General features: G+C 71.2%; 1 protein-coding gene. It reads left to right on the top strand.

All coding sequences use genetic code 11. The features are described from left to right. Positions 1–531: glycoside hydrolase family 19 protein (locus D7X55_RS39945; RefSeq protein WP_301340945.1), on the top strand; the 531-nt coding region annotated here is incomplete at its 5' end. Positions 532–763: the final 232 nt, after the last annotated feature.

Genomic DNA, 763 nt, shown 5'->3' with positions numbered 1-763 from the left:
GGGAAGGGTGGGGTGACGGTGGCGCAGCTGCGGCGGATCATGCCGAACCTGTCGCAGGCGAAGGCGGAGCAGTACCTGCCGCACCTGAACAAGGCGATGGCGGAGGCGAACATCAACACGCCCCGGCGCAAGGAGATGTTCCTGGCGCAGCTGGCGCACGAGAGCGGCGAGCTGCGCTACATGGAGGAGATCGCCTCCGGCGCGGCGTACGAGGGCCGCAAGGACCTGGGCAACACGCAGCCGGGCGACGGCAAGCGCTACAAGGGCCGAGGGCCCATCCAGCTGACGGGCCGCGCGAACTACCGTGCGGCGGGCAAGGCGCTGGGCATCGACCTGGAAGGGCACCCGGAGCGCGCGAAGGACCCGGACGTCGCGTTCCGCATCGCGGGTTGGTACTGGCAGTCGCGCAACCTGAACAGCTACGCGGACGCGGGCAACTTCCGCGAGGTCACCCGCCGCATCAACGGCGGCTACAACGGCCTCGCGAGCCGCGAGATGTACTACCGCCGCGCCCAGGACGTGCTGGGCTGAGCCCGTCTGGGACGCGGGACCCGGGTCCCAGGCCCGGGCGCATGGAGGCCAGAGGGTGCCTGTGATTCCGGGCACCTGGGCGTGGCGCACGGGCTGCACAGGGCGTGGGCTCCTCCTTCCTCGGAGCGAGCCTGATGTCCCGAATCGATGCACCCGGTAGCGCCCCCCTGTCTCCCGACCCCACGCTTCCTGAACCCGAGGCTCCCGCGCCGGAGCTCCGCGTGGGCACCAC

The organism is Corallococcus sp. AB049A, assembly GCF_003668885.1.
Classification (GTDB): Bacteria; Myxococcota; Myxococcia; order Myxococcales; family Myxococcaceae; genus Corallococcus; species Corallococcus interemptor.
Note: the sequence above shows the minus strand (reverse complement) of the source record. Positions and strands in the feature narration are given on the sequence as shown.